A 26,658-nucleotide genomic window follows, 5' to 3' on the forward strand; every position below is an offset into this window, starting at 1 on the left:
GCGACGCCGAAACTGCTCCGTGGCTACTTGAGCCGGGCCGCGATGGGTGGAACCTGACCAGGCATGTGGGAACTAGTAGAGACGTGTCGCAGTCCGGACAAGGTCGGCGACGGCTCTGGACCGGCTGTGCGGTGGCCAGGCGATCACGGTGGTGACTGTCGGCGCGTCCAGCACGGGGACGGCGGCGAGGTCACCGGGCAGTTGGGCTCGGCACGACTCCGGTGAGACCGCGCAGGCACGGCCGAGCGCGACGAGCTGCAACAGCTGCGCGTGGTCGCGGACCAGCGGGCCGGGGCCGGGCGGGTAGGTGCCGTCGGGGTAGGGCCAACGTGGCAGGGGCAGGCCCGGCAGCCCGGTGATGTCGGCCATGTACACATGGGCCCGGACAGTGAGCGGATGCCCGGCCGGCAGGACCACAACCTGGCCTTCCGTGCCGAGCTCTTCGGTGTCGAACCCGGCCGTCGAGTCGAACGGCCGGTGCAGCAGCGCCACGTCGGCCCGGCCCTCGCGCAGGAGTCGTTCCTGCTCGGCCGGCCCGCACAGGTTGACCTCGACCGGGACCGCCCCGGGTTCGGCGGCGTACGCGTCGAGCAGTTTCGCCAGCAGTTCTCTGGACGCGCTGGCCTTCGTGACCAGGACCAGGCCAGGACGGCCGGTGGTGGCAAGCGCGGCGCGGCGGGTCCGGCGTTCAGCAGCGTCGACCGCGTCGAGGGCCGCGCGGCCCTCGGACAGCAGCACCGAACCGGCCTCGGTCAGCGTGACGGTGCGGCTGGTCCGATCCAGCAGCGTTGCCCCGAGCCTGCGTTCGAGCTGCTGGATCGCCCGTGACAGGGGCGGCTGCGCGATCCCGAGCCGCTGCGCGGCGCGCCCGAAGTGCAGCTCTTCAGCGACCGCGACGAAGTAGCGCAGTTCCCGGGTCTCCATACGGCCACGCTACCCCCGATCAATACCCGGCCGGTATCGTCGCCCACCCGATCGGTCTTGGACCCCCGCTGGAGTCCGACGGCAGCATGGTCCCCATGAGTGAGCGAACGATTGCGCTGGTCACCGGCGCGAACAAGGGAATCGGCTACGAGATCGCCGCGGGCCTCGGCGCCCTCGGCTGGAGCGTCGGAGTCGGCGCACGCGACGATCAGCGTCGTAAGGCCGCGGTGGAAAGACTGCGCGCGGCCGGCGTCGACGCGTTCGGCGTACCACTGGACGTGACCGACGACGCGAGCGTCACCGCCGCCGCACGGCTGATCGAGGAACAGGCCGGGGGCCTCGACGTGCTCGTCAACAACGCCGGCATCGCCGGCGGCATGCCGCAGGAGCCCACCCAAATCGATCCCGCCACCATCCGGACGGTCGTGGAGACCAACGTGATCGGCGTCATCCGCGTCACCAACGCGATGATGCCGCTGCTGCGCCGCTCTGCCGCACCGCGGATCGTGAACGTGTCCAGCAGTGTCGGCTCCCTCACCCGGCAGTCAGGAACCGCTGCCGAGCAGACGGCGGGTCCGGTGGCCGTGGCGTACGCGCCGTCGAAGACGTTCCTGAACGCCGTCACCCTCCAGTACGCCCGGGAGCTGAGCGGCACGAACATCCTGATCAACGCCGGCTGCCCCGGCTACGTCGCGACCGACCTCAACGGCTTCCGCGGCGTGCGCACCCCCGAACAGGGCGCGGCGATCGCCATCAAACTCGCGACCCTGCCCGACGACGGCCCGACCGGCCAGTTCTTCGACGACGCCGGCGTAGTGCCCTGGTGATGCGCACGGCGGTCATCACCCGCCGGGTGAGGCGCTTCGCCCGAGTCGGGGACAAACCGTGTCGTTGAAGGCTCTGCTGGCAGATCCGTTCATCCGCTGCGCCGACCAGGCCGGCCGGGTGGGCGCGTGTGACTCAGGGAAGCGTCTGTCAGCGCGCGAACGCCGAAGACTCGCGACCGGTTCCCACGTGAATGGCAACTCACCGCAGGTTGCAAGCAGCGTGACCATCTGGTTCCAACAAGCGTGACCTGCGGGGTCCGAACCGCAAGGGCAGCACACCCTCATGGCCGACCACCGCATCCCGTCACGACCGCCCCTGCTGGTTTCCGGCGGCGGCCGACGGGCAGTGTCTACCGGTTCGCGATGGTCGCGTCTACGATCTCGACCTTCATCTCGGGCTTCGCGCCGCCTGCGGCGCTCTCGCAGGTCGACCAGTGTCGGCGGTCTCCGTCCAGTCTGCGACCCGGCCGATCTGCAAGGCGAAGCCGATGGCTGGAGTACGACCCGGCGCGCGACTGGCTGCCCGGCCCGTCCGCGAACGCGCCGCAGGTCGAGCAGTGACGCCGGTCCGGCGTGTCATGGGGCGTCGTGACGGGAGTGCTCGGTGAGGAGCAGCGCGATGTCGTCGGCACGGTAGGAGGAGCGCCGGGCGTTGTGCAGCAGCCGGTCGGCGAGTTCGTCCAGGGATTGGGCGTGGGCGTGGGCCAGGGACGTCCGCAGGCGGTCGATGCCCACGTCGATGTCGGCCCCCGGTTCCTCGACCAGGCCGTCGGTGTAGAGGGCGAGGAGGGACCCCGGCGGTAGGGCGATCCCGGTCGGGGGATAGGCGCTCGTGGGCTCCACACCGAGGAGTGGGCCGACGTCGAGGTCGAGGGCGCCGGTCGGGCCGTCGGGACGGCGGAGCATGGGTGGAAGGTGCCCGGCGGTTACGGCGTGGGCTTGGTGGCTGCGGGGTTCGACGCGGATGTAGCAGCAGCTGGCCAGGAGCCCGGGGTCGAGATCGATGAGGGTCCGGTTGACTCCGGCCATCACATCGCCGGGTGCGTCGCCCACAGCCGTGAAGGCCCGTACTGCGCTGCGCAGCTGGGCCATGGTGGCCGCGGCGGCGATGCTGTGCCCCTGTACGTCTCCGATGACGAGAGCGACCCCGTCCTCGACGGGGATGACGTCGTACCAGTCGCCGCCGATGTCCATTCCGCTGGTGCCGGGCAGGTAGCGCGCGACGGCACGGATCCCTGGGACCACTGGCAGCCTGTGCGGAAGGAGTGTCTGCTGCAGGCCCCGGGCGACGGCGAACTCCGAGTCGTAGAGCCGCGCCCGTTCCAGGGCCTGGGCGATCAGCCCGGCGAGTGCGGTGAGGACGCCGCGGTCCTTCTCCGTGAAGCGGTGGGCCTCGTCGAAACCCAGGACACAGGTGCCGACAGGGCGGCTGGAGGCGATCAGGGGCAGATACGCCCAGGAGCTCACCTCTCCGACGGGGATGCCGGGGTATCCCCGGGAGAGGTCCTGCTGCGACTCGATGAACAGCGGCGCACCGGAGGTGAGCGTCTCCGTACCGGGCAGGCGGGCGTGCAGCGGAACGCCCTCCAGCCAGTCGAGGAAGTCCTCGTGGCGGCCGGTGTGGAAGAGCCGGTGCATCGTCTTGCCGCGGACCACATAGATCGCCAGTTGCTGTCCCCCGAACGCCGGCAGCAGCTGGTCGGCCAGGACCTGGCAGACTTCCCGTGCCGTGACCGCCTCAGTCAGCGCGCTGCCCAACTGCAGGACGTGGTACATGACGCCCATCCGCGCCGGCACCCCTCCGGCCTCGGAGGCACCGACCGCTGACGCCGGTGGGGGACGTGTGTCGGGGACCACCCGCCCGGTGACCCCGTCCCGTTGGGGGTGGAGGGAGAAGGCGAGCCACTGGTCGGGCGGGCGGCGGGCCAGGAAGGACGAGGGCGTCTGGGAGATCATCGCTGACCGGTGCCGGTACTCGATGTCCGGGTCCGACAGCCAGGGCACCGCGTCCCACAGAACCCGGCCCAGCACCTCCTCACCGGAAACGCCCCACAAGCGCAGGGCGCTGTGGTTGACGTAGGTCAGCCGCCCGTCGGGGGCGAGCGAGAACACCCCGTCCCGCAACCGCTCGACCGCGACGAGCGCCGCATGGCCCGCCCGGGCGTCCACGACCGAACCGACCAGGTGGGTGCGCGCCCGCGCATCGTCGGTCTCCAGTAGGCGCGCCCACACCTCCACCGTGTGGTGGCCTTCGCTGCCGACCCCGCGCTCCCGTACCCGAAGGCGGCACGCGGTGGTCCGGCCTTCGCCGGCTGCCTCCCGGGCAAGGGCCCGGAACGCGGCGAGATCACCGGGATGCAGGCAGGCAGCCAGCGTTTCGGCTCGGCCGTCGAATGCGCCGGGGTCGAAACCGAAGGCCGCGCAGAACTCATCGTCCACGGTGAAGGTGCCGGACGGCAGGTCCCAGTCGAACAAGCCCACCCGCACGGCCCTGGCGGCGGGCGCCGGGATCTCGACCGGAGCCGTGCCGGGATCGCATTCCACCGGATCGCCGGTACGGGCACGCAGGGCGACCAGGGAGTCACCGAGCCGGCCGGCGAGGGAGCGCAACCTGCGGCGCCGCTGGGTCTTGGAAACGTTCGCGTTGCCGGGTGAGGTCGCCCAGACGATCGCCAGCGATCCGAAAGTCTCCCCACGTGCGGCCACCGGCACGGAGCAGGAGCCGAAGGCGTACGGCAGCGCTACGGCGAGCTGGGGAAACCTTCGCATCGTCTCGTCCGCGTCGGCCAGGTGGACGGTGCGCCCGGTGCTGTACGCCATGGCCACGGGAATGGGACTGCTCACCGGGATGAGACGCCAGCCACCGAGCAGGGAGGGCGTTGTCCCGTAGGTCGCGCTCAGCACGAGGGACCGGCGGTCGCGGGAGCGAAGAAAGATACTCCCCGCATACGCGCCGGTTGTGTCTACGGCCTCGACGATGGTTGCGGCGAGCAATTGCTCGCGCTCCGCCGTCCCATCGCCGATCGTCTCGCGCACACCTCCAGTCTGCGCAGGTCACTCGCCGGCACCAACCCGCCAGCCCGGCGTGACACGGCGATCGCAGATCGTGACGGTTGGGGCTTCCTGAGGTATGCCGGGAGGTGCGGCGAGAGGCTCGCGGCGGGTGTGAAGACCGCGGCGGCGGCGAAGGGCCTGCGGGTGGGTGTGCGGTCGGTGGAACGGTGGCGCCGTGCCCGGCGCGAGGGCGGCACGTTCGTTCGCCCTCCTGCACCGGACGATCGATTCGGGGAGGACGGTCCGGTCCGGCTGCGTACTCGCTATTCGGGGCTGAGCGGGTAGAGCCCCGTCCCCTCGTACAGAGTCCAGTCGGTGGGGCCACCAGCAACATGCGGGGCCCCTTGCCGAGGCGGGCACACCGGCTGACGGGAGGGGTCTCGCCTCGCTCGCCCTGGTGCTGGCAGGGGCGTCCCCGCCTGCGACGGCCTCGGTGTCGGCACGGGCCGCGAACACCCTTCCGGCGGACGGGCGCACCGGTGGGCCGTTGAAGCCCCGGCTCGACGTAAGACGACGGGGGACGGGGCCGGACCGGACAACGCGCGCCCGGCACTGAGACGCACATGGCGCACGACACCCGTGCCGGACGGTGCTGGCGCCTTCGGGGCGCGGTCACCCAGGGCAGCGGGCGCCCAGCACCTCCAGGTAGTGCGGGTTGTACATTACGCCGAGGACGTTGCCGAACGGGTCGAGTACGGCTCCGGCCCGGAAGTCGCCGTAGTCGCGCAGTGGCTCGTGCTCCTTCGCGCCGAGCCCGAGCAGCCGGGCCATCTCCGCGTCGACATCGTCCACGTGCCAGTACGCGACCACACCCGCCGGGGCGGAGGGGGTACGCGAGATGCCGAACTCCTGCAGGTGGTCGCCGAGTCGGAACTCGATGTAGTCGGGTCGTACGAAGTACGGCTCCACGCCCAGGACTTCGGTGTACCAGGCGCGGGCGGCGGCCAGGTCGTCGGCGTGGTAGCGGATGGTGGCGAGGCCACGGAAGGTCGTCATGTGGGTAGTGTGGCAGTCATATAGGACAGTTCCTGTCCTTCATCGGCACTGACTTGTGCGGCTGCACGGCGATGCCTGCGGCTGCGGCTGCGGCTGGTGCGTGGTCAACGCGTTCACAGAGTGCGGCGACAGCGGCCGGGATGATTTCCAGGAGCTCGGCGGCCTCGGGTTGAGCTGACGTGGCGTTGGGGCACGATGCGGGCACTGCGGTGACCACCATCCCACGGTAGCCGGACGCCACGGCCCGCCCAGCCCACGTCGGTCGCCGTGGTTGCCGACACCGGCGACATGACTGCCGCACGACCCGTTTCGATGGGCCGCTCCGGTCGAGGTTCCCAGCCATGACAATGGACAGACGGAACGAGGCTTGTGATCTCGCGTGCGCCCGTTGTAGCGGAGATCCCCACTGCCCGGCGGGCACTTCACACAAGGTGGACGGAATGGCTGTGATATTGGAGAACCGGGCTCTGGCCCTGTGGCTGCGCGCGACCCTGGCGGCGGCCCTCTACGCCCTCGCCGCCTTCATGCTGGCCCTGAGCGTCCCGGCGATGGGCAGAGAAATGACCCCGACGACCGACCAGGACGTAAGGGCCGGCGCGAATTTCTGCATCATCCTGTCCGTTCTCTTCCTTGGCGTCACGGCCGTCGTATCCCGCCGATGGAAGTCGGCCCTGGCAGTGTGTCTGCTTCACCTGATCATCACGATGTACGTGTGGACGCAGGTGCCTTCGTTGTTCTGATCCGCGGACGCGAGGCGTCACCGGCGCGGGTCACTGGCACCCTCTGCCGAAGACGCGCGCAGCGTCCTGGAACCCCTGCACCCGACCGACTGCGCGAGGACTTCCCCGCCCTCACGCTGCCCGGCCACTGCATCGCGCATGTAGCCGCCGACTCCCGGTTGGACGAGGTGGTGCAGCACCTCCTCGGTCGTACGGCCGAGGGAGCGTCTCCCCCTGCTCTGTCGGAGGCCGGCACGAGGGTTGTCCACCCGGCTGCCCAGATCGCGACCGTCTTCGTTGGCGGCGCCGGAGCCCACACCGTGCTGCGCCGCGAGCCGATGCTCTCCTCCCGGATCTTCATCCGGCAGCACCCATCCGCCTCACCCCGGCCGAGGTCCCCGAAGCGATCCCGCTCTTCCAATGGACCCCGGCCGGCCCGCGCGGCGCCGTGCTGGTGCAGACCAGTCGTGGGGCGCTGGTCCAGGACCGGCGGCCGCACCTGGTGGCAGCCGCCGAGCAGCTGGCTTCGTCAGCCAGTAGCGGCTCTGGTCCACTTTCCGTGGAGGCTCACGGAAAGTGATGCCGGTGGTGTGTGGTGGGATGGCCTGACTCTGCCGTTGATCTGCTGGGAGACCATCGTGACGTCTTCGTACCCGTCCCTGACTCGTGCCTTGGCCGAGGCCTTGGTCGACGTCCTGTGGTTCATCGACGGCAGCGAAGACGAGCAGATGGATCAGGACGCCGCGGTCAAGGTGATGGAGGGTGTTGCCCATGTGGTCAGCACGCTGCCGAATGATCAGCGGCAGGAACTGGTTGAGCTGGTGGGGGAGATGGCAGCCGCCGAGACCGACCCGGCTCGTCGCGAGTTCCTGGAAGAGTTCCCGGAAGCGTTCGGGCTGGTCGACGACGAGTCCTGAGCAGCCTTTTCAGGAGTAGAGCAGGACGCGCTTGCGTAGGAGTTCGAAGCCGGCGCGGCCGACCATCTGGCGCTCCAGCATCTTGATGCGGTTGACAGGGCCTTCGACGACTTCGGAGTTCCACGGCTGCGAGAGTCCAGCAGTAACGGCGTCGAGGTCACGCTCCAGATGCCGGGCGAATCGCTGGAGGCTGGGCTCCTCAACCATCCCCGGTTCCACCTGCACTTCACCCCGACCGGGTCGTCCCGGCTGAACCTGGTGGAGCGGTGGTTCGCCGCACTCACCAACAAGCATAGGTCTTTGACGTAGTCGTGACGCACAACGGCGCCGTCCGACGGTAGGCGCTGTCCGCCACACGCGGGGTGAAGCCGCGTGCGATGTCGTCCCAGATCGGTTGGGCGGCAGCGGGCACCTTGAGCGGGCGATCTCGCGCTGCCCGTTCGTGATGAGGGCGTCACTTGCAGCCCCAGCGGGCGCCGTCCGTGCCAGCGCCCAGCTGCCTTGCACGAGCCCGCTACCTGGTTTTGGTCTGAACCCGGTCTTGGTGGGTCAGCGGGCGAGGGAGACGGCGAAGGGCTCAAAGCCCTGTCGGCGCAGGATGTGGGGTACGACCAAGATCATGGCCTCGGTTGCGCGGGCTGTGGTGATGTCGCCGAGGTTTTCGATCCATGCGGGCTGCCAGCCCAGGTCGCCGAGCAGCCCGGCGACGGTCGTCTTCGCGTGTTCGTTGTTGCCCGAGACGTAGACGGTCGGTGAGGTGGCCAGGGTTTCGGGAGCGGTCATGACCATGAACAGCATGGTGTTGAGGGTCTTGACCACATGGGTGTCGGGAAGGGCGGCCTGGAGCTGTTCGGCGAGGCTGCTGCCGGGATAGCAGAGGTCGCCGGGCAGGCCGTCACCGGCGTCGCGGGTGGCGTTGGAGACGTCGATCAGGATCTTGCCGGCGAGTTCGGTTCGCAGGCTGGCCAGGCGGTCAAGGGCGCTGTCGCCGGGCGTCGCGTTGATCACGATGTCGGCGGTGCGGGCGGTGGTGCGCTGGTCGGCGAAGGAGACGCGAGGGCCTGTGCCTTCCGCAGCCGCTGTGGTCTCTTCCGTCGGGCTCCGGCGGCCGAGGATGACGTGGTGTCCGGCCTCGGAGAGCTTGCGGGCGAGGTTGGTGCCGACGCGGCCGGCGCCCAGGATGCCGATGTTGGTCATGCGGTGATGCTCCTTGCGGTATCGGGGTGGGGAAGAGCGGAGACCTTCGGTCAGGCGATCGGCGAGAGGACCTTGAGGGCGGTGGCGTGGATGCCGGGGGCGGCGGCCAGGAAGTCGCGGCTGCCGGAGTTCCAGGGATCGCCCGCCAGGTCGGTGACGGTGCCTCCGGCCTCGGAGACCAGCAGGGCGCCGGCGACCAGGCCGGAGCGGACGTCGGAGAACTGCCAGAACGCGTCCATGCGTCCGGCGGCGACGTGGATGAGCTGCATCGTGGCGGGAACGGACACACGCACGACCAGGCCGTTGATGAGCATGGCGGTGACGGAGTCACCGATCCGCCGGAAGGTGCGCTCGTCTTCGCCGGGCTTGGCCTGGCCGGTGCCGATGAGCGCGGCGCCCAGGTCGGTCTTGGCGGACACCTTCAGGGGTCGGTCGTTGAGGCGGGCACCGCCGCCGGCGACGGCGGTGTAGGTGTCGCCGGTCAGCGGCAGGTGGACGACGGTGAGTACCGGCCGATTGTCGCGGACCAGGGTGGCGGTGACGGCCCAGTCCTCCATGCCGTGGACGTGGTTGATGTTGCCCTCGGCGGGGTCGACGACCCACCACTCCCCGGGCGGGAGCGCGCCGCCGGCCAGCTCGTCCTCGGCCCACTGCGACCCTCGCCGGGCCCGCAGCAGCGGTTCCCGCAGCACGGCCAGCACCGCGGAGTCGTTGGCGTGGATCTCCTCGACAACCTCGTCCAAAGTCACGCCTCGGGCGTGCGAGGTGTAGCGGTCGCGCAGCGTGACGCCGGCGGCCTTCACCGCGGCGGTCACGTCGGACAGGAGCGTCGCGTCGGCGTCGAAAGGCATGGCTGTGCTCATGGCTGGCTCCTCTGGGTTCGGTCGACGCGGGGCGTTGTCCGCGCCCGCACTTCGAAGTTAGGCCCCCAAACGGTTAACAACAAGTGCATGCTTTTCACTCGTAGAGTTACTCTCATGCAACTGGATTTGAACTTGCTCACCGCACTGGACGCTCTGCTGGAAGAGGGCAGTGTCGCCGGAGCCGCAGCACGCCTCCACGTCACCGCACCGGCGATGAGCCGCTCCCTGGGCCGCATCCGCAAGGCCACGGGCGACCAGATCCTGGTCCGCACCGGCCGCACCATGGTCCCCACCCCCCGCGCATTGGCCATGCGCGCCCAGGTCCACGCCCTCGTCCAGCAGGCCCACCAACTTCTGTCCGCGCAGCAGGAACTCGACCTGGCGGCTCTGGAGCGGGTCTTCACCGTGCGCTGGCACGACGCCCTGACCGCCGCTTGCGGCACCGCCCTGGTCTCCGCCGTCCACCGCCAGGCCCCCGGCGTCCAGCTGCGCCTGCCTGCCGAACCCGGCACGGACACCCCCGAGCTGCGGCGGGGTGAGGTCGACCTCGAATCGAGCTCCAGCGCTCCGACGCTCCCCGACATCCGCCACCGCCTCGTCGGCAGGGACCGACTGGTCGTTGCCGTCCGCCCAGGCCACCCGCTCACCGAAGGCCCGCTGAGTCTCGAGCGTTACGCGGCAGTCGAACATCTCACCGTCTCGCGGCGCGGAAGCCTGCGCGACCCGATCGATGACGCCTTGACCACGCGCGGCCTCGAACGACGCGTCGTCGCCGTCGGGCCCACCGCCGCCTTCGCTCTGCAAGTCGCGCTCGGCACCGACCTGGTCGTCACCCTTCCAGACGCGGTCACCCGCACGGCCCGGGAACAACTCGGCCTGGTCACGCTGCCGCCGCCACTCCAGTTGCCCGACGTCCCCCTGTACCTGCTGTGGCACCAGCGCTACGACGACGACCGCGCCCACACCTGGCTGCGAGACCTGGCCACCGGAACCGTCCAGGCACTATTCGCACCACCGACCGCCTCTCAACAGCCCCTCACCAACCGGACCGGGTAGTGACGGATACGCCCCGGGAAAGGCCCGCGGCAGCTGACTCCCGTACTCAGGAGCACCGTCTTTTCGCCCGAGCGTGCGACGCCCAATGCCATGTCAAAACGACGTCGCCACTCGGGGTCCGGCCCAACTTCTGTGGTGCGGCGCAGCCGCTCGGTGCATCGCGACGAGAGAGTGAGGGAATCTCCAGGCCTGTGGCTTGCCCCGAGTCGGACGTCGGCCCACAGGATCCGACATCCGACACCACAGAAGTTGGGCCGGAACCGCTACTCGCGTACCAAGCCAACAGGCCGTCCAAGAGCTCACGGGGGACCAGCAGACGGGGGGCATCCCGTGGAGCCGGCCTGCACGGACCTACTTGGATTCGATCCGTCCGACCGGGTTGGGGCCGGACGTCAACGCGTCGCGGGCTACCTGCCAGGCGGAGTCCCCGGGGTAGAGCTCGCTGCGCAGGTAAGCCCAAGCGAGCGTGGCGAGGGCGGCGACCCGCTCGGGGTTCTCGTCCGTGGTTTCGGCGACGTCGTATCCCGAGACCCCTCCGAGCCCGTGCTCCGCGTCGAACAGGGTGAGCAGGGACTTGGGGCCCGGGGAGAGAACGTAGGGGTCGGCGTGCCAGTCCGGGCCGCTGACCGTCAGGAAGGCGGAGTCGTCCTTGTCTCCGGCGACCACGAGCGCGGGAGTCGTCATCGTGGAGAAGTCGGTGGTCAGGAAGAAGGAGTAGTTCTCGACGGTGAACTCGGTGAGGGCGTCGCCGCCCCGGCCGGGCGCGGCGAGCAGGACGCCCGCCTTGATCCGGGGATCGGCCAGGTTCACCGTCGTTCCGTCGTGGGGATCGGTGAGCCGGGCGCCGAGCAGCAGGCTCGCGGTGTGCCCGCCCATGGAGTGCCCGGCGACGGCGACCCGGTGCCGGTCGAGGCGGCCGGCGAGCTGCGGGACGGCCTCCTCAATCACGTCGAGCTGGTCGAGGACGCGCGTCATGTCCTCGGCTCGGGTGCGCCAGTGTGCGACGGCCCCGGGGGTATCGGGCTCCAGGCTCAGCGTCCTGGAGTCCAGGTGGGTGGGCTGGATCACGACGAAGCCGCGTGCGGCCCAGAAGTTCGCGAGCGGGGCGTAGCCGTTCAGCGAGGAGAGGTTGTTGGAGAAGCCGAGACCGTGCGAGAGGAGAATGAGCGGCAGGTCGCTCCCGGTCACCGGCGCGGAGATGCGCACCTGGAGGTCCACGGCGCGGCCGGGGGCCGGAAGCACCACCGGGCTGACCGAAAGGACAGGGGTGGGCGAGTGGAGGGTGTCGGCTGTGTAAGCAAGTTCACTCATGAGGGGCATGCCCTTCGATGACCCGCGCCGCCGTCTGTGGACGGTGGCGGGTACGGCGGAGTGGCCGCAGTCAGCTAATCTGAAAGCGGATCGTTGTTCCACTTAAGATACGGAACGCTGATCCGCTTCGTCAACGGTCGCAGGAAGGAGAGCGTGGTGCCCACAGCAGGCCCGGCCAAAGGAGCGTCCGCCCGCAGCAAGCGAGCAGACGCGGTACGCAACCAGCAGACGCTGCTCGACGCCGCCGCGGAAGTGTTCGTGACCTCGGGGATCGACGCACCGATCCGCCAGATCGCCGCCCGGGCGGGTGTCGGGCTGGGGACGCTCTACCGCCACTTCCCCACACGGGCGGACCTGGTCACCGCCGTCTATCACCATCAGATCGAGGCCTGCGCCGAAGCCGGCCCGAAGCTGCTGGCCGATGCCACCTCCCCGTTCGACGCGCTGCGCCAGTGGGTCGACCTCTTCACGGACTTCCTGGTCACCAAGCACGGACTGGCCGACGCCCTCCAGTCCGACAGCGACCGCTTCGCCACGCTGCACACCCAATTCCTCGACCGGCTGATGCCCGTCTGCGCCCAGCTGCTCGACGCGGCCGTCACCGCCGGCGAGATCAGGCCCGGCAGCCAGCCCTACGAACTCATGCGCGGCATCGGCAACCTCTGCATCGGACGCGACAGCGACCCCCACTACGACCCTCGAAGGCTGATCGAACTGCTCCTTCAGGGGTTGCGGCTCTCATGCTGACTTCGGCTCGTCGGGGTGAATCTTCGTGAAGTCCGTGCTGGGCCCGGCGCGGTGGCTGTATCCGTGGTGTGTGAGGTATGCGGATGGGGGCGGGTTGACCGCCGCGGGGCGTCAGCGCCGTGAATCGGTACGCATGCAGGCGGCTGAGCTGTTCGAGTAGAAGGTCAAGCCGTCGGAGGTCGCTCAGCGTCTGCGGGTGAGCCGCAAGTCGGCCTACCAATGGCACCTGCTCTGGCGGGACGGCGGGGCTGTGTCGGCTGTCGCAGTACTGCCTGGAGAAGCTGGCGGGGTTTTGGAGGAGGGACCGGCCGCGCACGGCCGGGTGGAGGACCAGGTGTGGACCGCCGCCCTGGTGGCCACGCTGATCGGCCGGAAGTTCCACGTCTCCCACAGCGTCTCGGGTGCCACCCGCTTGATGCACCGGCTTGGGTTCAGCCCGCAGGTGCCCGCGCGGCGGGTCGCCGAGCGTGACGAGCAGGCCGTGAGCGTGTGGAAGGAGGCGACCTGGGCGGAGGTAGAAGGGTCCGGGCGGCCTGCCAGGGCTACGTCTGTTTCGAGGACGAAGCGGGCTCCACCCGCAGGCCGCCCCGGGGACGGACCTGGGGCCGCCGCATCACGTCCCGCCGGTGCGCTCCACGAGGAAGGCGTCCCGGTACGACTTTGGTCGAGGGGTACGAAGCCCTTCGGCCGATGCACCGCCGACCGCACTCCGTACAGGCTTGCCGGTATGACTTCAGCACCGATCGCCCGCCGGACCCTGCTTGCTGGCACCGCGGCCCTGTCCACCGTCTGCGTCGCCGGCAACGCGGGAGCCCTCCCGATGCCCACCGACGCCGCGGCGTCGCTCCGGACCGCTGGACCGCTCACCTACAAGGGCGTCAACTTCGATACGGACCGTGAGGTCTGGCGGACGGAGTACGTGCGCCGGGAGATCGCGGCCATCAGGGAGCAGTTGCACTGCAACGCGGTCCTACTGCTGGGCCACGACCTTGATCGGCTGACGGGGGCCGCATCGATCGCGGCCGAGTACGGCCTGTTCGTCTGGTTCGAACCGCGCCAGTTCGACAAGGACTCGGAGCAGACCCTCGCCTTCCTCGGCTCGGTGGCGCGCGCTGCCGAGCGGCTGCGCACCCGACATCCCGGCGTGGGCATCGCGGTCGGACCGAGCTGACCATCTTCATGTCCGGGCTGGTGCCGGGCAAGGACTACAACGAGCGCGGCCAGGCGCTGGGGCGCCCCGAGTCGGCCGGCTACCAGGAGCGGCTGAACGCCTTTTTGAACCGGGCACTGAAGACCGTACGGCCGCTGTTCAAGGGGCGGGTCATGTACAGCTCGGGGGAGTGGGAGGAGGTCGACTGGCGCGGCTTCGACGTCGTGGGGGTCAACCTGTACCGGAACGCGGACAACAAGGCCACCTACGCCAGAAGGCTGGGCGCCCTGCAACGGCACGGCAAGCCCGTCGTCATCACCGAGTTCGGCTGCTGCACCTTCACGGGGGCCAAGGAGCAGGGCGGGAGCGGCTTCAACGCGGTGGACTGGGAGCGGGAGCCTCCGGTGGTCAAGGACGGCCATGTGCGCAACGAACGGGAACAGGCAGCCGAGATCGGGGAGCTGCTGGACCTCTACGCGGCCGAGCGAGTGCACGGTGCGTTCGTCTACAACTTCATCGCCCCCGACTCGCCCCACTCCCCGCAGCGCCGCCACGACCTGGACATCGCCAGCTTCGCCCTGGCCAAGACGTTTCCCGCCGGGACGCGGCGCGGCTACGCGGAAACCGGGCACTGGGAGCCGAAGCAGTCCTTCCACACGGTGGCCAGCCGATACCGTTGACACCTCCCGCCACCGGCACCCCGGAGCTTCCGCTCCTCGGGAACGACACTGACACCACCCAGCTGCCAGCCCCCAGGACGAGCACCAGCAGGCCGTCCCACGAGCGGAGGTGGGCATCCGAAGGCTGATCAAGGAGGGCGAGGGATCAACTTCCGGGCCGTCGCCCGCACGGCGGGCGGCAGCTTGGACTTCCTCCGTGCCCACACCGACCTGCGTCAACGTATTGAGACCGTGCGCGGCCAGCAACGGGCCGAAGACCGGCCCTCCCCACAGTCCGCGGCCGTGACGGCGGACCAGCTCCGCGCAGCCGCGGCAGCCCATGCCCGAGGCGACACCGTGCTCGTCCCGACCGCCCCCGGTTCCCGCCCGACCCGGCGTGCCGGGACCGGAGCGCTGCTCCGCACGTCCCGGCACGCGACGCGCGCCGCACCGGCCGCCCTCATACTGCCCACCCGCGGCGCGTCTCAGCCGACGGTCTCCGCGCCGGGCCACGGACTGTAGGTGCGCAGCCCGTACAGCAGGGGACGGCAGTCCCCCTGCCGGGTGACGCGGACCACCTCGCCGAACACGGCCACATGGTCACCCACCGACTGCGACATGCGGACCGTACAGTCCGCCACGGCGTGGGCGTCCCGCCACAGATGGGGGCCGGATGCGTCCCTGTCCGCGTGCCATGCGACCTTGCCGAACCGGGCGGGGTCGCCGGACGCGAACAGCTCGGCGGTGGCGCGGCCGCCGTCGTGGAGCAGGTTCACCGCGAACCGGCCGCGTGCGAGGACCGCGGCCAGCGTGGAGCTGGCGGCCCGCAGGCACACCAGCAGGGTGGGCGGCTCCAGCGTGACGCTGCACACCGACGAGCACGTCATCCCCCACGGGGCGCCCGCGGCGTCGGTCGCGGTCACGACGGCCACACCGGTCGGGAAGCCGCGCATCATCCCGCGCAGCCCCTCGGAGACGGACGGTTCGGGGGCCGGGGCGGTGATCGGGTCGATCATGAAGGTCCCTCCTGCGAGGCGGATGCGGCGGGGTGCAGGCCGAAGAACCGGTCAGGCACGCTTCTGCATCGCGGCGAAGTACTCGTACTGGCTCGGCAGGGTGTCGACCAGGAACCGCGCCCTGTCCCGGATGGCTGCGAACTCCTTCTCCGCCGCCGTGGGGTCGGCCAGGGCCAGCGCGGGCGAGGGGCGCAGCCCGATCGCGCCGGTGCCGAGCAGGATGGCCATGTAGGAGTACGGCGGCAGGCCGTGGTAGTAGGGGAAGACGTTCTCCGAGTCGGGCAGCTGCACCTTCCAGCGCTCGATGCGCTCGGCGAGGGCGTCCGGGATCGCCCGGGTCTTGGTGTCCTTCCAGTACTGGGTGTCGTTGCGTGCCGCGCCCTGGTAGTGCAGGACGAGGAACTCCCGGACGCCGTCCATCACGTTGGCGACGGCCGAGTTGTAGCCCGCGCGCAGCTGCGGGTGCCAGTCCGCGGCCGGGAAGTGCTTGACCAGCTGCTCGATGGCGTGGTGGATGAAGAAGATGCCGGTCGACTCGAGCGGTTCGACGAAGCCGCTGGACAGCCCGATGGCGACGCAGTTGTTCTTCCAGGACTCCTCGCTGCGCCCGATCCGCATGCGGATGTGGTTGGCCTCGACGTCGGCCGCCTCCGGGCCGACGAACTCGCGCAGGGTGCGCTCGGCCTCCTCGGGAGAGCAGTAGTCCTTGGCGTACACGTATCCGGTGCCGATCCGGCCGAACAGCGGGATCGTCCATATCCAGCCCGCGTCCTGAGCGGTGGCCTGGGTGTACGGCGGGATGCCGCGCGTCTTCATGTCGAGCGGGACCTGGAGGGCGACCGCGCTGTCGTTGGGCAGGGTGTCCTGGTAGGAGACGAAGGGCACACCGAGCGCCTGGTTCAGCAGCACGCCCCGGAACCCGGTGCAGTCGACGAACAGGTCACCGCCGATGTCCCCGTGCTCCTTGGTGACGACGTGGCTGATCCAACCGCGCTCGTCGAGCTTCACCTCCTGAACCTCGTCGATGACGTGCTCCACCCCGCGGTCCGTCGCGTACGCGGTGAGGAACTTGGCGAGCAGGGCCGCCTCGAAGTGGTAGGCGTACGGGAACTGCGTCTTGCCCTGGTGCTCGGACATGGTGAGCCCGGCGGGTTCCTCGGCGCGCTCGTCGAACTCCTGCTGCAGGAGGGAGCCGTTGAGGTAGCGCGGGCTGCGCCCCGCATCGCACAGGGACGCCATGACGAAGCAGTCCCGGTCGAACCTGTCGGTCGGGCCGTTCTGCAGCCACCAGTCGGTCAGGGGAAAGCCGTCGACCGAGCGCATCTGCTCGAACGGGTGGTAGAAGTGGTGGCCGGGCCGCTGCCAGTCCTGGAAGCGGACGGCGAGCTTGTAAGTGGCGTTGCAGGCCGGCATCCAATCCTCTTCCCTGAGGTCGAGGAACTCGAAGAAGTGCCGGATGTCGCTGAAGGTGGCCTCACCGACGCCGATGGTGCCGATCCTGCCCGATTCGACGAGGGTCACGGCCACGCGGTCGCCGAATGCCTTCTTCAGGTACGAGGCGGTCATCCAGCCGGCCGTGCCGCCGCCGACGATCACGACCTTGTCGGGGTTCTTCTTCGTATTCATGTCAGCAAGACCTCGCAAGTCTGGGGGAGGAAACGGGTTGAGGGGTGCCGGGCCCGCGGGGTTCCGCGGGCCCGGACGGGTTCGATGGGGAGGCGGCGCGCAGCGGCGCCGACGGGCTGCCCGGAGCCGGGTCAGTCCTCCCAGTCGGCCTCGATTTCGTCGATGTCGTCCTGGAGCAGATCCACCAGGAGGAGGTCGGACGGCATCAGACCGCGGGTGTCCGTGGGGGCGGGGGAGTAGGCCGCCAGCATCTCCAGTGCCTCGAACCACAGGTCGGTCAGCGACCGGATCTCCTGCTCCTCGAAGAGTCCGTCCGGCCAGGACCAGGTCACGCTCAGCTCCGCGCCGCCCGGGCGGTCATGGGCGACCGCGTTCAGCTCCAGGGAGTGACCGAACGGCATCTCGGGGTCCGCGGGGGCGATGCGCACCTGCTCCGGTGCCGCCCCCCAGTCGGCCGGCCCGGCCTGGTCGGTCCGTACCCGCCCCAGGTAGTTGAACGCGACCTGCGGGCCTGGGGCACCGCGGAGTGCGGCGGCCGTACGCGGGTTGAGGTGGCGCAGCAGGCCGTACCCGGTGCCCTTGCCGGGCAGGGCGCGGAGCTGCTCCCGGACCCGGTTCAGCGCGGTGCCCGTGGCGGGCCCGCCGTCCCGGACCTCGTGCCACTTGGCGCCGGGATCCAGCCGGATCGGGTGGGCCGAGGTGAACCAGCCGACCGTGCGCGACAGTTCTGCCGTGCCGGTCTCGTCCCGCCCGTGTCCTTCCAGGCTGAGCAGGACCTGGCTGCCGCCGCCGCGTCCGCGCCGCCGCCGCCACTCGGCGAGGGCCAGCGCGAAACCGGTGAGCAGCACCTCGTCCACGCGGGCGTCCACGGCGGCGGGCACCGTGCCGAGGAGCGGTTCGGTGAGGCCGGCTGGCAGTACGGCCGTGTGGTGGCGGGCGGTCGCCTTGGTGTCCCGGGCGGCGTCCAGCGGCCGTTCGGCGAGGACGGGGTCCGGCCCCGATGCCATCCGCTGCCAGAGGGGCAGTTCGGCTTCGACGGCTTCGGTGCCGGCCCGTTCTGCGAGCCCCCGCGCCCAGGTGCGGAAGGAGGTCCCGGCGGGCTCCAGGAGGATCTCACGGCCGGCCGCGGAGTCGAGCCAGGCCGACATCAGGTCCGGGGCGAGGATCCGCCACGACACGCCGTCGACGACCAGGTGGTGCAGCATCAGCAGCAGCCGGCCGGGACGGTCGCCGCCCGCGTCGAACCAGACCGCGCGGATCACGGCGCCGTCGTCGGGGGCGAGCTCCCGGCGGGCCGCCTCGGCGTGCTCGGCGAGGACGGGCTCCAGCGCGGCCTCCGCGAGCGCGGACACGTCGACCCGGCGGACGCAGGTCGCCGCGTCCACCGTCCCGGCGGGCGGGACCTCAAGGGTCCAGCCGTCCGGGCCGGACCGGTCGAGCCGCGCGCGCAGCAGGTCGTGCCGGTCCAGCAGGGCCTGCACGGCCGCGACCAGGGAGTCCCGGCCCAGGCCCGCGGGCACCCGCAGCAGCACCGCCTGGTTGAACCCGTCGATCGGGCCCCCCAGCTCCCGCAGCCACCCCATGATCGGGGTTTGCGGCACCGTGCCCGTGCCCTGGTCGGGCTCCGCCCGCCGGCCGTCCGGTGCGGCGGCGACCAGCGCGAGGCCGGCCACGGTCTGGTACTGGAAGACGTCCCGCGGGGTGAGCACGAGGCCGGCCTGCCGGGCCCGGCTCACCAGCTGGATGGAGACGATGCTGTCGCCGCCCATCGCGAAGAAGTTGTCGTCCACCGTGACCTCGGGCACTCCGAGCAGTTCCGCGAACAGCGTGCACAGCAGCTGCTCCTGCTCGTTGCGCGGGCCGCGGCCGCCGCCGCCGGAGTAGTCGGGCGCGGGCAGCGCCGAACGGTTGAGCTTTCCGGTCAGGGTCAGCGGCAGGGCCTCCAGGGACACGATGGCCGAGGGCACCATGTAGTCCGGCAGGAGTGCGGCGAGGTGAGCCCGCAGCGCGGCGGGGTCGACGGCGCCGTAGGCCGCCGGTACGACGTAGGCGACGAGGCGCTTGTCGCCCGGACGGTCCTCGCGCACCATGACGACGGTCTGCGCCACGCCGTTGAACGACCCCAGCGCGGACTCGACCTCGCCGAGCTCGATGCGGAAGCCGCGGACCTTGACCTGGGAGTCCGCGCGGCCCGCGAACTCAAGGACACCGTCCGTGCGCCAGCGCACCATGTCACCGGTGCGGTACATGCGGGTGCCCGGGGGGCCGAAGGGGTCCGCCACGAACCGCTCCGCCGTCAGCGCCGGCCGGCCGACGTAGCCGCGGGCCAGGCCGTCGCCCGCGACGTACAGCTCGCCGGTGACACCCGGGGGTACGGGCCGCATCCCCTCGTCGAGGACGTACACCCGGGTGTTGTCCATGGGCCGGCCGATGGGGAAGGAATTCCGCTCGACGTCCTCGTCGGTGATCGCATGGTGGACGATCGCCAGGGTCGCCTCGGTCGGCCCGTAGCTGTTGGTGAGCCGGGCTCGGGCGTTGTGTTCGCGCACCCTGCGGACCGCGGCCGCCGAGACGGTGTCGCCGCCGATCGTGACGTGGCGCAGGTCGCGGAAGCTCGCCGGGTGGTTCTCGGCGAGCAGCCGGAAGATTCCCTCGCTGAACGGGCCGACGGTGACGCGGCGTTCGGTGACGGTCGCGGCCAGGGCGGCGATGTCCGTGGACTCGCCCTCCAGGGCGACGATCCGCACCCCGCTCAGCAGCGGCACCCACAGTTCGTAGGTGGAGGCGTCGAACGACGGCGGCTGGTGCATCAGCTGCCGGTCGCCCGCTTCGAGCGCCCACCAGCGGTCCTTGACCAGGCCGACCACGTTGCGGTGGGTCACCGCGACGCCCTTGGGCTCACCGGTGGATCCCGACGTATACATGATGTAGGCGAGCTGGTCGGGGTGGACGGCCACCGCGGGAGGGTCCGCGGGGCCGTCGGCCCGCAGTTCCGGCCCGTCGACGAGGACGACAGGGGCCGAGGTCTCCGGGAGCAGCCCGCAGGACGTTCGGTCGGACAGCACGACCACGCTGCCGGTGCCGTCCAGGATGTGCCGCAGCCTGGCCTGCGGGCTGCGGCCGTCCAGAGGCACGTAGACCGCGCCGGCCTTGGCGACGGCGATCGTCGCCACGACGCTGTCGACGCGCCCGCCGAGCAGCAGGGCCACCCGGTCCTCCGGGCGTACGCCGCGGTCGAGCAGCAGCCGCGCCACCCGGTTGCTGCGGGCGTCCAGCTCCTCGTAGGTCAGCTCCAGAGCCCCGCATTCCAGCGCCGGGGCCTTCGGCGACCGGGCCACCCGCTCGCGGAACAGCTCGGGCAGCGACACGTCGGGCACGTCATGGGCGGTGTCGTTGCGGACGACCAGGAGCTCGTGCCGCTCTTCCTCGCCGAGCACCTCCAGGCTGCCGATGGGGAGATCGGGTTCCGCGACCGCCGCCGCCAGGAGCCGCCCGAACCGCGCCGCGAGGGCCTCGACCGTAGGCCGGTCGAACAGGTCCTCCGCGTACTCGATCTGCCCCAGGATGCCGTCCGCCGCACCGTCGGCGGCGTACTGCTCCCAGAGGCTGACGGACAGGTCGAACTTCGCGACGGGGGCCTCGGCGCCCTCGACGCTCACGTCCAGTCCGGCCAGTTCGGCCTCGGGCCGCCCGGTGTTGTGCAGGATCAGCATGATCTGGAACAGCGGGTGCCGGGCCAGCGACCGCGCCGGGTTCAGTTCTTCCACGAGCCGTTCGAACGGCAGGTCCTGGTGCGTGTAGGCGGCCAGGTCAGTCTCGCGGACCCGCGCGAGCAACTCCCGGAACGTCGGATTTCCGGCGGTGTCGGTGCGCAGCACCAGAGTGTTGACGAAGAAGCCGACCAGTTCGTCGAGGGCGTCGTCGGTACGGCCCGCCACCGGGGTGCCCAGCGGTATGTCGGTGCCCGCCCCCAGGCGGGTCAGCAGGGCGGCGAGGCCGGCCTGGAGCACCATGAACGCGCTGACGCCGTTCGCCCCGGCCAGTGCCACGAGCCCCGCGTGGGTCCCGGCGCCGACCGCCAGGGGTACGCAGGCCCCCCGGTAGCTGGCGGCCTCCGGACGGGGCCGGTCGGTGGACAGGTCCAGCTCCTCCGGCAGCCCGTCCAGCGCGGCCGTCCAGTAGTCGAGCTGCCGGGACAGCAGGCTGTCGCGGTCGTCCGCGTCGCCCAGCAGTTCACGCTGCCACAGGGTGTAGTCGGCGTACTGCACCGGCAGCGGCGTCCAGGCGGGCGCGCCGCCCCGCCGGCGTGCGGCGTACGCCTGCGACAGGTCGCGCAACAGCGGGGTGAGGGACCAGCCGTCACTGGCGATGTGGTGCATCACCAGGACGAGCACCGCACTGCCGCCGCAGGTCAGCAGCCGCGCGCGCAGCGGCGCCTCGGTGACGAGGTCGAAGCCGCGCACGACGGTCTCGTGCATCGCTTCCGGCAGCTGCCCGGGGGACACGTCGGACTCCTCCAGGACCGGCGCGCCCGCGACGGGGTCGAGGACGTGCTGGAAGGGCGTGCCGTCCTGCTCGGGGAAGACCGTCCGCAGGCTCTCGTGCCGGCCGGCGACGTCGCGCAGGGCGGCCCGCAGTGCGTCGCGGTCGATCTCGCCCGTGATGCGCAGGACGAGCGGGACGTTGTAGGTGGCGCTGGGGCCCTCCAGTCGGCCCAGGAACCACAGGCGGCGCTGGGCGAACGACAGCGGGACGCGGTCGCCCCGGTCCGCCGGGACCAACCGCGGACGGGCCTCGTCCGGGCTGGCGAGGCGGCCGGCGAGCCCTGCGACGGTGGGGGAGTCGAAGATCGCCTTGACGCCCACCCGCACGCCGAGGGTGGAGGCGATGCGGCTCAGGAGCCGCATGGCGAGCAGCGAGTGGCCGCCCAGGGCGAAGAAGTCGTCGTCGATCCCCACCCGTTCCGTGCCGAGCACGTCGGCGAAGAGCCCGCAGAGGATCTCCTCCTCCGGGGTGCGCGGCGAACGGCCCCCCGCGGAGGCGTCGGACCCGGGAGCGGGCAGTGCCGCCCTGTCGACCTTGCCGTTGGCGGTCAGCGGCAGCCGGTCCAGGACGACGACCGCGGACGGCACCATGTACTCGGGGAGGAGCTCCGCGAGCTGCGTGCGCAGGTGGCGGGACGTCACCTGCTCGCCGTCGCCGGGGACGGCGTACGCCACCAGCCGCTCGTCGCCCGGCTGGTCCTCGCGCACCACGGCGAGCGCCTGCCGCACGCCGCGGGCGGACAGCAGCGCCGACTCGACCTCGCCGAGCTCGATGCGGAAGCCGCGGAGCTTGACCTGGTGGTCGGTGCGGCCGGCGTACTCCAGCGTTCCGTCGGCGTTCCACCGGGCGCGGTCCCCGGTGCGGTACATCCGCGTGCCGGCCGGACCGTACGGGTCGGGTACGAACCGCTCCGCCGTCGCGGCGGGCCGGCCCAGGTAGCCCCGGGCCAGGCCGGTGCCCGCGATGTACAGCTCGCCCACCACGCCGTCCGGTACCGGCTGCAGTGCGGCGTCCAGCACGTAGGCGCGGGTGTTCCACATCGGCCGGCCCAGCGGGACCGGCCCCGCGGGCAGCGGACTGCCCGCCGGGAAGCGGTGGTCGAGGACGCCGATGGTGGTCTCGGTCGGGCCGTAGTGGTTGACCACCTCGACGCCGGGGTGCCGCTCCCGCCACGCGGCGAGCTGCTCGCCGTGCAACGCCTCGCCGCCGGTCATCAGCTCGACGGTCGGCGAGCAGGCGTCGGGCAGGGAGTCGAGGATCGTCAGGTGGCTGGGGGTCGCCTTGAGGAACGTCAGACCGCCCGGCACCGCGAGCCGTTCGTCCAGGTCGGCGATGTACAGGCAGCCGCCGGCCAGGAGGGTGCCGTACAGGGTGGTGAGCCCGAGGTCGAAGGAGAGCGGCGAGTGCAGCAGGGTGCGGCCCGCCAGGCCCGCGTACCGGTCGGCGGCCCGTGCCGCGTACGCCGCGACGGAGCGCTGCTCTACGAGGACGCCCTTCGGGGTGCCGGTCGAACCCGAGGTGTAGACGACGTATGCGGCGTCCGACGGGTTCGGCGGCGCGGGCCGGTCGCCCTCACCGAGGTCGCTGCCGGAGTGCTGAGCGAGCGCGGCCGCCACCTCCGCCCGGTCCACTGCCAAGACCTCCCACGGGCCCAGCGCCAGTCGGGGGGCGGAAGCGAGGACATCCTCCGTCGCCAGCAGCAGGGCCGGCCGCGAGTCCTCCAGCAGGACGGCGAGGCGGTCTCCGGGATGTCCGGGGTCCAGGGGCAGGTAGGCGGCGCCCGCCTTGCCCACGGCCAGCATGGCGGTGACGGCCTCGGCGGAGCGGGGAAGGGCGAGCGCGACCAGGGCGCCGGCGGCCGCACCGCGGTCGACCAGCAGCCGGGCCAGTCGGTTGGCACCGGCGTTGAGCTGTTCGTACGTCAGCTCCAGCTCCCCGCACACGATCGCCGCCGCGTGCGGAGTACGCGCTGCCTGCGCCTCGAACAGCTGCGGGAGCGTGGCCTCCGGAACCTCGTGCGCGGTGTCGGTACGGACGGCCAGCAGCTCGTGCCGCTCCCGGTCGTCCAGCACCGGCAGGCCGCTGATCGGCAGGGCCGGATCGGCCAGCGCGGCCTCCAGCAGACGGGCGAACCGGACGGTCAGGGCCTCCACGGTGGACCGGTCGAACCGGTCGGCCGAGTAGCCGGCGGCCGCCTCGATGCCGAGGGGCGCGCCCTGCCCGTCGAACCGCTCCGCCGCGCTGAACAACAGGTCGAACTTGGCCATTTCTGGATCGAACTGCTCGATCCGGGCGTGCAGGCCGGGGAACTCCACCTGCGGCCGGGCCAGGTTCTGCAGGACGAGCTTGACCTGGAAGAGGGGGTGACGGCTGAGCGATCGCCGCGGGTTCAGCGCCTCCACCAGCCGCTCGAACGGCAGGTCCTGGTGGCCGAAGGCGGCGATGTCCGCCTCACGGGTGCGCTCCAGCAGCTCGTCGAAGGACGGATCGCCCCCGCTGTCCACCCGCAGGACCACCGAGTTGACGAAGAAGCCGACCAGGTCGTCGAGGGCCTCTTCGGAGCGGCCGCTCACCGATCCGCCGACGGGGATGTCCGTGCCGGCGCCCAGCCTGGTCAGCAGTGCCGTCAGCGCGGCGTGCAGCACCATGAACACCGTGACGCCGCGCGCACGGGCCAGGCGCAGCACCGCCGCGTGCGCCTCGGCCGTCAGCGCGAACGGCACCAGCCCGCCGCGCCCGCTGGGCACCGCCGGACGGGGCCGGTCCGCGGGCAGGGCGATCTCCTCCGGGAGGTTCGCCAGCGCCTCCGTCCAGTAGGCGAGCTGTCGGGACACCGCGCTGTCCGGGTCGCTCTCGTCGCCCAGCAGGCCGTTGTGCCAGAGGGTGTGGTCGGGGTATTGGACGAGCAGCGGCTCCCAGGCGGGCTCCCGGCCGTCGAGGGCGGCCGCGTAGGCGGCCGACAGGTCGCGGGCGAGCGGAGCCGTGGACCACCCGTCGCTCGCGATGTGGTGCGTGACGACGACCAGCACGTGCTCCTGCGGACCGAGCACCAGCAGCCGGGCCCGCAGCGGCGGTTCGCACGTCACGTCGAAGCCCCGGCCGACCTCCTCGGCGACCAGCGCGTCCGGGTCCCGGCCTGCCGTGTCCACCACCGGCAGCGCGGGACGGGCCCCGGCGGGATCGAGGACGACCTGCCGGGGCACGCCGTCCTGCTCGGGGAAGACGGTGCGCAGGCTCTCGTGGCGGGCCGCCACGGAGGCGAGGGCCTCGGCCAGCGCACCGGTGTCCACCTCGCCGGAGAGGCGCACCACCAAGGGGATGTTGTAGGTGCCGTCGGCAGGATCCAGCCGGTTGATGAACCACAGCCCGCGCTGGGCGTGGGACAGCGGGACCACCTGCGGCCGGTCCGCGCGGACCGGGCCGCGGGCGGCCGGCGCCGCGGCCGGGAGCTGTCGGGCCAGGCCCGCGACGGTCGGCGCGGAGAAGAGGGCGGCGACACCCAGGTCGGCGCCGAGCACCGCGCGCACCCGGGCCATCAGCCGGGTGGCCAGCAGCGAATGGCCGCCGAGCGAGAAGAAGTTGTCGTCGATGCCGACGGCTTCGAGCTCCAGCAGGTCCGCGAAGATCCCGCACAGGACCTCCTCCTCCGGGGTCCGGGGCGCGCGCCGGTTCCCGGCCGCGAAGTCCGGTACGGGCAGCGCCTTGCGGTCCACCTTCCCGTTGGACGTCAGCGGCAGGGCGGCCAGCGGGACGAGGACCGACGGGACCATGTGCTCGGGCAGTACGGCGGCCAGCGCCTCCTGCAGGGGCCGGACGTCCTCCGTGCCCACGACGTACCCGACCAGCCGGCCCTGCCCGCCCGGGGCGGTGACCACGTGGGCCACCGCGTCGGCGACCCCCTCCAGGGCCCGCAGCTGCGCCTCGATCTCGCCCGGCTCGATGCGCCGGCCGCGGACCTTCACCTGCGCGTCCCGGCGGCCGAGGAACTCCAGCTGCCCGTCCGGTCGGTGGCGTACGCGGTCCCCGGTGCGGTACATGACGCTGCCGTCGGCCGCGAAGGGGTCGGGCACGAAGGAGGCGGCGGTCCTGCCGGGGTCGTCCAGGTAGCCCCGGCCGACGCCGGCGCCGGCGACGTACAGGTCGCCCGTGATGCCGGCGGGCACCGGTTGGAGCTCGTCACTGAGCACGTACAGCAGCGTGTTGCGGACCGGTCGGCCGATCGGCGTCGTGGTCCGCCCGTCCTCCGCACCGTCCGCCGTGATCAGGGCGTGGGACACGTCGTCGGAGCACTCGGTCGGCCCGTACGCGTTGACCAGGGGAATGTCCGCGAAGCGGGCGAACCAGCGCCGGCACAGTTCGGCCGGCAGCTCCTCGCCGGTGACGACGAGCAGGCGCAGGTCCGGCAGGCCCGGGCACTGCACGCCCTCGTCCCAGGCGTCGAGCGCCGCCCGCAGCACGGAGGGCACCACTTCGAGCACGGTGACGCCCTCGCGGGCGGCCCGGCCGAAGAGGCCGGGAGCGTCGGCCGCGAGGCCGTCCGCCACGGCCAGCACCCGGCCGCCGACGACCAGCGGTGCGACCATCTGCCACACCGACACGTCGAACGTGAGCGGAGCGTTCTGCACCACCGTGTCCCCGCGGGTCAGCCCCAGGTCGTCGACCTTCGCCAGCAGGTGGTTGTTCATCCCCCGGTGGTGCACCATGGCGCCCTTGGGGCGGCCGGTGGAGCCGGAGGTGAACATGACGTACGCGAGCCGGCCCGGTGCGGGCGCCGACGCTTCCGCGGGCGGCACCGCAGTCCCACCGGGTGCCGGGTCGCCGGCGGAGTCGAGCCACAGCACTTCGGGCGCGCCCTCCGCGGCCGTGGCCGCCCCGTCCGCAGCCTCGTGGCAGCCGGCGCCGGCCAGCAGCCAGTGCGCGTGCGCGTCGGACAGCAGGGCGGCGTTCCGCCCGGCCGGCGCGCGGGTGTCCAGCGGCAGGTAGGCAGCGCCGGCGGCCAGGATGCCGAGGAAGGCGGTGACCGCGTGCCTGCCGCGCTCGGCGAGGACGGC

Annotated in this window: 17 protein-coding genes and 1 pseudogene; 8 read left to right on the forward strand and 10 right to left on the reverse strand. The window is 71.6% G+C overall.

Going from position 1 to position 26,658, the window contains the following annotated elements:
- Positions 1 to 72: 72 nt before the first annotated feature.
- Positions 73 to 924, reverse strand: coding sequence for a LysR family transcriptional regulator (locus ACFV7Q_RS21265; protein WP_385430522.1), 852 nt, complete (start codon positions 922 to 924; stop codon positions 73 to 75).
- A gap of 95 nt (positions 925 to 1,019) precedes the next feature.
- On the opposite strand from ACFV7Q_RS21265, the gene ACFV7Q_RS21270 reads away from it, so the two are divergent.
- Positions 1,020 to 1,751, forward strand: a complete 732-nt coding sequence (locus ACFV7Q_RS21270; protein WP_385430524.1) for an SDR family oxidoreductase — start codon at positions 1,020 to 1,022, stop codon at positions 1,749 to 1,751.
- A 576-nt stretch (positions 1,752 to 2,327) separates the two neighbouring features.
- Here the strand turns inward: ACFV7Q_RS21270 and ACFV7Q_RS21275 are convergent.
- On the reverse strand, positions 2,328 to 4,787 hold the full coding sequence (locus tag ACFV7Q_RS21275; protein WP_385430526.1) for a SpoIIE family protein phosphatase: 2,460 nt from the start codon (positions 4,785 to 4,787) through the stop codon (positions 2,328 to 2,330).
- A gap of 630 nt (positions 4,788 to 5,417) precedes the next feature.
- Positions 5,418 to 5,801, reverse strand: coding sequence for a VOC family protein (locus ACFV7Q_RS21280; protein WP_385430527.1), 384 nt, complete (start codon positions 5,799 to 5,801; stop codon positions 5,418 to 5,420).
- Positions 5,802 to 6,241: 440 nt separating this feature from the next.
- On the opposite strand from ACFV7Q_RS21280, the gene ACFV7Q_RS21285 reads away from it, so the two are divergent.
- Both ACFV7Q_RS21285 and ACFV7Q_RS21290 read left to right on the forward strand, forming a co-directional pair.
- Positions 6,242 to 6,541, forward strand: coding sequence for a hypothetical protein (locus ACFV7Q_RS21285; protein ID WP_385430528.1), 300 nt, complete (start codon positions 6,242 to 6,244; stop codon positions 6,539 to 6,541).
- A gap of 617 nt (positions 6,542 to 7,158) precedes the next feature.
- A complete protein-coding gene (locus ACFV7Q_RS21290) occupies positions 7,159 to 7,437 on the forward strand; it encodes a hypothetical protein (protein ID WP_385430530.1) in 279 nt (92 codons plus the stop codon).
- 9 nt (positions 7,438 to 7,446) lie between these two features.
- Here the strand turns inward: ACFV7Q_RS21290 and ACFV7Q_RS21295 are convergent, their stop codons facing one another.
- The 3 genes from ACFV7Q_RS21295 to ACFV7Q_RS21305 all read right to left on the reverse strand — a co-directional run bounded on the left by ACFV7Q_RS21295 (position 7,447) and on the right by ACFV7Q_RS21305 (position 9,497).
- The gene (locus ACFV7Q_RS21295) at positions 7,447 to 7,644 is read right to left on the reverse strand and encodes a hypothetical protein (protein WP_385430552.1); all 198 of its coding nucleotides are present in this window, start codon (positions 7,642 to 7,644) and stop codon (positions 7,447 to 7,449) included.
- Between the two features lie 342 nt (positions 7,645 to 7,986).
- The gene (locus ACFV7Q_RS21300; RefSeq protein WP_385430551.1) at positions 7,987 to 8,688 is read right to left on the reverse strand and encodes an NADPH-dependent F420 reductase; all 702 of its coding nucleotides are present in this window, start codon (positions 8,686 to 8,688) and stop codon (positions 7,987 to 7,989) included.
- Entirely contained in the window at positions 8,685 to 9,497 is an 813-nt protein-coding gene (locus tag ACFV7Q_RS21305) for an inositol monophosphatase family protein (protein ID WP_385430531.1), read from the reverse strand. Before ACFV7Q_RS21305 ends, ACFV7Q_RS21300 begins: the two co-directional genes overlap by 4 nt.
- A 114-nt stretch (positions 9,498 to 9,611) precedes the next feature.
- On the opposite strand from ACFV7Q_RS21305, the gene ACFV7Q_RS21310 reads away from it, so the two are divergent.
- Positions 9,612 to 10,553: a LysR family transcriptional regulator gene (locus ACFV7Q_RS21310; RefSeq protein ID WP_385430533.1), complete on the forward strand. Its 942-nt coding sequence runs from the start codon at positions 9,612 to 9,614 to the stop codon at positions 10,551 to 10,553.
- Between the two features lie 351 nt (positions 10,554 to 10,904).
- Here the strand turns inward: ACFV7Q_RS21310 and ACFV7Q_RS21315 are convergent, their stop codons facing one another.
- Positions 10,905 to 11,864, reverse strand: coding sequence for an alpha/beta hydrolase family protein (locus ACFV7Q_RS21315; RefSeq protein WP_385430535.1), 960 nt, complete (start codon positions 11,862 to 11,864; stop codon positions 10,905 to 10,907).
- A 156-nt stretch (positions 11,865 to 12,020) separates the two neighbouring features.
- Between ACFV7Q_RS21315 and ACFV7Q_RS21320 the strand changes: the two genes are divergently transcribed.
- The 4 genes and pseudogenes from ACFV7Q_RS21320 (at position 12,021) to ACFV7Q_RS21335 (ending at position 14,441) form a co-directional block, all read left to right on the forward strand.
- On the forward strand, positions 12,021 to 12,611 hold the full coding sequence (locus ACFV7Q_RS21320; RefSeq protein ID WP_385430537.1) for a TetR/AcrR family transcriptional regulator: 591 nt from the start codon (positions 12,021 to 12,023) through the stop codon (positions 12,609 to 12,611).
- Positions 12,612 to 12,801: 190 nt separating this feature from the next.
- Positions 12,802 to 13,224, forward strand: a pseudogene (locus tag ACFV7Q_RS21325) (winged helix-turn-helix domain-containing protein); the annotation flags it as partial.
- 114 nt (positions 13,225 to 13,338) lie between these two features.
- Positions 13,339 to 13,782: a hypothetical protein gene (locus ACFV7Q_RS21330; RefSeq protein ID WP_385430539.1), complete on the forward strand. Its 444-nt coding sequence runs from the start codon at positions 13,339 to 13,341 to the stop codon at positions 13,780 to 13,782.
- A gap of 8 nt (positions 13,783 to 13,790) precedes the next feature.
- Entirely contained in the window at positions 13,791 to 14,441 is a 651-nt protein-coding gene (locus tag ACFV7Q_RS21335) for a hypothetical protein (RefSeq protein WP_385430541.1), read from the forward strand.
- A gap of 464 nt (positions 14,442 to 14,905) precedes the next feature.
- Here the strand turns inward: ACFV7Q_RS21335 and ACFV7Q_RS21340 are convergent, their stop codons facing one another.
- From ACFV7Q_RS21340 to ACFV7Q_RS21350, 3 genes are all read right to left on the reverse strand, one after another.
- A complete protein-coding gene (locus tag ACFV7Q_RS21340) occupies positions 14,906 to 15,436 on the reverse strand; it encodes a flavin reductase family protein (RefSeq protein ID WP_385430543.1) in 531 nt (176 codons plus the stop codon).
- 51 nt (positions 15,437 to 15,487) lie between these two features.
- Positions 15,488 to 17,062, reverse strand: coding sequence for a tryptophan halogenase family protein (locus ACFV7Q_RS21345; RefSeq protein WP_385430545.1), 1,575 nt, complete (start codon positions 17,060 to 17,062; stop codon positions 15,488 to 15,490).
- Positions 17,063 to 17,193: 131 nt separating this feature from the next.
- On the reverse strand, positions 17,194 to 26,658 hold a 9,465-nt coding region (locus tag ACFV7Q_RS21350), incomplete at its 5' end, for an amino acid adenylation domain-containing protein (RefSeq protein WP_385430546.1).

This window comes from Streptomyces sp. NPDC059851 (assembly GCF_042732005.1).
Taxonomy (GTDB): domain Bacteria; phylum Actinomycetota; class Actinomycetes; order Streptomycetales; family Streptomycetaceae; genus Streptomyces.